This window comes from Acidithiobacillus sp. TH-A36 (assembly GCF_057473445.1).
Window position 1 is genome coordinate 1 of record NZ_JBYCKP010000201.1, and the last position, 6131, is coordinate 6131.

Genomic DNA, 6131 nt, shown 5'->3' on the forward strand with positions numbered 1-6131 from the left:
TATTTCTGCCCTACCAGAAATCAATCTTTGAATTTTTTGCCCAATCAAAATTTTCCCTGACGCGGGAACCACTCTAGCCTGCCCCTCAAGAAAGGAAAAACCCCCCTCATCACTTTTATGTTCACACATTCCACAACGAGGAAATTATTCCAGGAATGAGTTCTTTGGGGAAAGTAAACACTTAAGGTCGCGTCCCCGGAATTCCTGATAGGCCCGTCCTTCCGTGCCGCTGACGAACAATTTCGTCATCAGGAAAACCTCCGTGAAAAAGCGAAGAAATCATGAACAATTCGAAAAAAAATAAAAAATTGCCAATCCATTTTTTCGCCGCGAAGCTGGTTGACTAAGTCACGAGCATGAGCTCAGGAGGCCGAGGCGCCTCCACACGGCGCTTCTTCCGAGGAGAGGAGTCATCGGATGAGGGGGGTGTGCTGCTGGAGTTCTGCTGGCGTTTGCTGGATGGGACAGGGGGGAGGCGGAAGATTGAAGATGAAGAGATGCTGGTGGAGGAGGAGGTGGAGGAGAGAGAGGGAGGAGGAGACGACAATGGCGGAGCAGGCGAGACCAGCGAAAGTGCTGCTTCTGCTTGAGGGCTGACGTTGCTTTCAAGGTACGATTTGAGCCGTTTGCGTTGCCCATCTGCGGTCTCGCCTGCTGGCGATGACGACGCATCTCGGGATTCGACTACTGTGCTGTCTCCTCTCGAAAACTTGCAGCGCTTGGCCGAAACAACTTTCGTGATGTCATCAGGAAAAAGCAAAGAAATCATGAAAAATCGGCCAAGGAAAAACGGGCAAAAATCGAACCAATCACAAACACGATGACGTACTAGCGGCATCCGATGTCGACACAAAATCTGAGTGATGATGCGCTAGTACGTCATTGTGAGGACGCGACCTTAAGAAGAATTTAAGAACTTAAGAATTAAGGTCGCGTCCTTAAGAAGAATTTAAGGGCCCGTCCCCCAGTTTTTTTGATTGGTTGGCCCCAAAGCATTTCGTTTTGATTTTCGTGAAAATTTGGATAGAAGAAAATCGGCAAGAAAATCGCCAGTATTCGATATCAAAAAGCACGGGCGCCACCATCGTACAAGCTGGCGTTGGCGCACTCGTGCAGGCCTTTGTAGGTGCATCTCGTGTGCTCCCTTCGCCGTGCTGTCCCTCCCTTTCTGAAAAGCTTCGCTTGTCATGCTGGCCGCCAGCACCGGCGCTGCTTCTCTGCTGCTGCTGACATCTGCTGCCTCGCTGCTGCTGCTGCTGCTGCTGCTGCTGCGAGTGGCCCCGACCGGCAGTGTTGCAGCACCCATTTCGTCCTCATCTCACTGGTGTTCTAATCTGTATATACACCCACCTGTTGCCACAAATGGAGTGCCGAATGCGCCCACAACAGGTGCCAAGCACCTTCAAGCTTGTCCATCCCATCTGCGGTTTCGTATTGCTCTCTCCACGTTCATACCCTATTGTCTTGCATATTTTTTGATTTTTATTATTTACAAATAGGACACCTAGCGCACACAGAAGCAGCACCGACGAAATAGAAAGAGGAAAGGGAGAGCAGACTTGGAGGACAATTGACATCCACAGGGGATCAAGCGCTCACACATGGTCAGTCTTATAGGCATGATGACAATAATATCTAACATCAATTTAGCTCCCCATGTGTCTGATGGCCCTTCTTCTGATAAGCTCTCTTCCCACGTGCTGCTTCTAGCCAGTAGTGCTACTAGTCTCACATCAGTGCCTGCTGCAATGAGGCACTGGCATATCTTATTCTGTGGTGGGTTTTTCGCTCATTGTGACTGAAAGCTCTCCAGGTTTGCCAATTATCCACTAATAATAGCATGGTGTTAGCACTAATTATTCATTAGGGACAGGAGTGCATGCGTGCCTTGGGCATGTGTAGATCACCTCGAAATACCTCAAAATAGGTGGCGTTCAGACATCCCGTAGCTGCAATATCATTCATCTTTTTCATCTCTTGTGCTCGTTCGAGTTCATCCTCATTCAAGTACTCCCAGCCTTCCTCTTCCCTTTCTATCCTTTCCTCTTCGTTCCATGCCTGTTCCCCTCTATTGGGCCACTCATGTTCTCCTTCGATCCACATTTGTTGATTGCTTGTGTCATTGCTTTTGTTCTCTCCTCTGCTCCTTTCTTGGCCTTCCTCGTTCCCTACTTCGCCTTCGTTCTCCTCTTCTCCTTCGTTCTCTTCTTCGCCCTCACGCTCTTCGTCACCTTCGCTTTCCTCTTCGCCTTCGTTCTCTTCTTCGCCCTCGCTCTCTTCCTCACCCTCGCTTTCCCCTACCAGTTCTTTCTCTTGGCCTTCGCTCTCACTCCCTCTTGTGCCTTCGTTAATGCCTTCCTCTTGGCTTCCCCTCATCGCTTTCCCTTCCACCCACTTTTGACGCTTTGCTGGCCGTAGGTAGCGCTGGTGCTTGTCAGGAGCAGTGATGTATTCACAGAGCCGCCGTTTTTTGTCTCTGATGCTTCCATTACGCTGGTACATAAGCATCATGCCTCGCGCCTTGAGCTCTGCATCTAACTCAAGACCATGCATGTTGTCGATTTGCTCCTTTGTCAGCGGGCCCTCGTGCACAAGTGCAGGAAGAGGCAACACCTGGCCAAGACATGACAAATTAGTACGTACTAATACTTGTAGCTTATGGGGTGAAGTGCAGTAAGAGACATACTATACGAGGGGCAAGAGCTGTTTTCTTTCCTTTCTTGTTGTATGAGTCCGTACGTTGTTTTGAGATCCGTTTCTCTTCCTCAGCCTCACAACTTCTCTTTTTGGACAGTTCTCGACTCCGTTGCTTGAAGGCCTTCAAGCTTTGGCGAATTCGGTCTTTCTTTGCACGCTGGTCCTCGGCATGCCAGAGAGCTGCTTGTAGGCGAGTGGGAAGCAAGCCAAGTTCGTGCCAGGCATTGGCCCGTGCCTGTCCAGGCCCTTGGTTGATCCGATTTACCGCGAGAACGGCACGTCCCTCCACTGTTGAAGGAAAGCTCGTGTCCTTGGGCAAGTCCTTTGTTCGACTCGAGTTAATGCTCTCGTTGAAGCAGGTGTGTAGATCATGGGCGAACCCCGCGGCATCTCGAATGATCTCGTCAGTGATCCGGAAGACCTCGTCAATATTGCGCGCTAGCTTTGGTGATCGAACAAGGTATCGCTTTGGCCGTGCTCGCCGAATATTGTCGATGTTGGGAAAGAACCTCGTCGATGTGCCAATGAAGTAGAGTCGCTTGCAGGTCGAGATGAGAGGGAAGTAGGAAGCAGGAGGACAGAGACGAAGAAGGTAGATCCACAGCTCGTCAGCAAAGAATGGATTCATGATGACCTCATTCTCCGTGATGTTGTCCAGGTTGATTGGATGCTCCAGAGTGTAGCAGGGGCACTTGGTTGCGCACTCTGGCTCGAAGTAGTGTGTCTTGATATGGCGTAGCCGACCTTGGCAATTGGCCACAACGAGTGCGTCATGTTGCTTCTGTGTGATATCTCCCCCCACCTAAATAATTTATTAATAATAAGCAATAGGTGATAATTCTACTATTGGTATGGACATACTGGCGGTGTGTAGTGAACGGCATTTTTGATAGATGTCATGATCCACTGGCCAATTTGTTTTGCGTAGCCTGCAACAGGAATTGATTTCTTCAGTGCAGCATGGATGTCTCTGACAATGTTCTTGTTTGTGTGTCCAGGATCAAAGCAGACCTTGATGTGCTTGAGGCGAGGGTCGATGGCAAGAGTGTGCCCAACAGACGAATCCCGATCACATGCTAAGCGCTTGACCTGAGGTAAGATCTTCTTCTTGTCAAGCCAGTCCACACACCATCGAAATCCTTCTCCTTCCATGCCATGAGATGTGCCAACATAATTGCCTTCAGTGAGGACTATTTCTTTCCCCTTGATACATCGAACTCGCCTCTTGCTCAGCACCTTCTGATGTATGATCTCTCGTGTCGCGATGTGGATGAGGGTAACCATGGCCTCTGGTGCATTTCGTGTGTGGGTCCAGCTGCAGTCGAAACCTAAGTCAAGTTTCAACTTTGGCCCTTCGCTCTGGTATTTGACCACTCTTTTCTCTGATCCCGCAGCCTCAACACGCTTTACTGCATTAAGTGTTTCTTTCTCGCTCCGGCGATAACCTGTCTGGGTCAAGCAGCCCAGGCCAAGTTCGCAATGGCCTCGCTCATAGGACGTGAAGGTACCTCCATTCAAGACTGCTGCTGCGACGCATGCAAGGTTGAAGGGATGGATTGCTGGCCCGCGCTTGCCACTTGTTCGATGGCCTTGTGGCCCCCACCCAGTGACGTTCTTGATGATGGTTTCCTTCTCACAAAAGGAACAACAGGTATAGAGAGTGATCACGCTGCCTTCTCGCTTTGTGTCTGTCACTTGAAGTGTTCCTTGACACGAGCTGTGTGTACACAGATGATTCTCGATATTAAGCAACCACGTCTTCGTATCGAGGATGACACGATCTGGCAGTTGTTGCAGCACTACACTTCCACGAGGGCTTAACTGTGGTATGCTGTCTCTGCCTTGATGTGATGATGGAGCTAGTTGATGGATGGCTGATGTGTAGAAAGTGTTCATTTGCATGGCCGCCACAAGGGCATGTAACAGGGATTCAACATAGGCTGGTGTGATCAAAGGAGCAGCTGATGCAGGCGACCAAGATGCTGGGGTAGAGACTGATGATGCAGGTGAGTGGAATGTTGCTAGAGAAGAGACTGACACAGGTGAGTGGGACACTGGAGAAGAGACTGACACAGGTGAGCCAGACGCTGAAGAAGAGACCGAAATGGATGAGCTGGATGCTGAGGAAGAAACTGAGGAAGACAGCGTGGGCAAGGAAGACAGCACAACTGACGAAGATGGCGTGGGTGAGGAAGACAGTGCAACCAACGAAGATGGCGTGGGTGAGGAAGACGGCGCAGGTGAGGAAGACAGCAAGGGCGAGGAAGATGGTGTGACCAAGGAAAACCATGCAGGTGAGGAAGATGGCGCGACTGACGAAGATGCCGCAGGCAAGGAGGACTGCATGGGCAAGGAAAATGGCCTGGGCGAGGAAGACGCAGCTGAGGAAGCTGACGAAGATTGGGGGGTTGCGTCTCTCTTCCTTTTCCTCGGCATTTTGTACCGGGGCAAATTACAATAATTAATCAATTTCTTTGTTGCACTCTCTCGTGCCTGGCTATAACCGCGGACCAGACTTTTCATCGACTTTGCCAAATCGTGTCCGGTTATAACCGCGGACCAGACTTTTCATCCAAAATCCAGATCGGAGTTAAGGTGATGACGTAAACTGGGGGACGGGCCCTTAAGTAGGGCGGCGCCAAATTCATTCATTGGTCAATAAAATGTCCGAATTTTCGTATAAAACCCTGTGAAGGCAGGCTCTGTGTGGCTAGTTCTCTCCGAAATTAGTTCGGTTGGGTGCCTTTACCGTTGGCCAACGGTGAGAACACGGAGCCTGCTTGTGCGTTGAGAAACTTCAACCCACCACAAACCTTGCTCATCCTCCCTCCTCCCCCCCAAACGGAAAACGGATAATGGCTTCCACGACGACCACCACCCCAAGTGGCACGCACGCAACAAGAACAAAGAAGCCTGGGCCACCAGCCAGGCCAAGGGTCATGTGTCACAAGCGAGAGACTCCACACTCAAGCAATATATGCGGTACGTGCCACTCAAATGACCCAAAATATAAGAACAGGAAAGCGGTCCACAGGAGGAAGAAGAAACAGCAGCAGCAGCAGCAGCAAGAGAGACATCGTCAAGCAACAAGGGCAATGTCACCCTCTACGTCAGAGCAAGTTGCAAGGTTGACTACAACAGCAAGGCCATCAACATTGGCCATCACGACTGCCTCATCAACGCCAGTGAGGGCAACAACGCGCACACGGCCAGGGAGGCCCACAGTAACCAAGAAAACGCGTTACGTTGTGGCTCAACTACGGGCATTCAACCTTGTTTCAGCGACTCAGTGTGGCTCAGTCATCAGGTCAGTTACACAGGCCTACCCAAGTCGATCAGACAACAGTGTTGTCCCTCAAGATGTTAGTCGTGAGTCAGTTGACCGAGCGATTGTTGAAGGGGCCATTGTGCATGACCTGTGGCTGGCTGAGCAG

4 protein-coding genes are annotated in these 6131 nt (G+C 50.5%); 2 read left to right on the forward strand and 2 right to left on the reverse strand.

The features are described from left to right. Positions 1-1187: 1187 nt before the first annotated feature. Complete coding sequence (locus AC2VLY_RS05325) at positions 1188-1499, forward strand: hypothetical protein (RefSeq protein WP_486921893.1); 312 nt, start codon at positions 1188-1190, stop codon at positions 1497-1499. A gap of 364 nt (positions 1500-1863) precedes the next feature. Here AC2VLY_RS05325 and AC2VLY_RS05330 read toward each other — a convergent pair whose 3' ends face one another. Further along, the gene (locus AC2VLY_RS05330; RefSeq protein ID WP_486921894.1) at positions 1864-2553 is read right to left on the reverse strand and encodes a hypothetical protein; all 690 of its coding nucleotides are present in this window, start codon (positions 2551-2553) and stop codon (positions 1864-1866) included. A gap of 987 nt (positions 2554-3540) precedes the next feature. Then, positions 3541-4599, reverse strand: a complete 1059-nt coding sequence (locus AC2VLY_RS05335) for a hypothetical protein (RefSeq protein ID WP_486921896.1) — start codon at positions 4597-4599, stop codon at positions 3541-3543. A gap of 43 nt (positions 4600-4642) precedes the next feature. Here AC2VLY_RS05335 and AC2VLY_RS05340 point away from each other — a divergent pair, with 43 nt between their 5' ends. Then, a complete protein-coding gene (locus AC2VLY_RS05340; protein WP_486921895.1) occupies positions 4643-5158 on the forward strand; it encodes a hypothetical protein in 516 nt (171 codons plus the stop codon). The last annotated feature ends 973 nt before the right edge of the window (positions 5159-6131 follow it).

What these genes read in the sequence shown, in the direction of transcription:
- AC2VLY_RS05335 (WP_486921896.1), bottom strand. Translation starts at nt 4,599, where the DNA reads ATGCAAATGAACACTTTCTACACATCAGCCATCCATCAACTAGCTCCA.
- AC2VLY_RS05325 (WP_486921893.1), top strand. Translation starts at nt 1,188, where the DNA reads ATGCTGGCCGCCAGCACCGGCGCTGCTTCTCTGCTGCTGCTGACATCT.
- AC2VLY_RS05330 (WP_486921894.1), bottom strand. Translation starts at nt 2,553, where the DNA reads ATGCATGGTCTTGAGTTAGATGCAGAGCTCAAGGCGCGAGGCATGATG.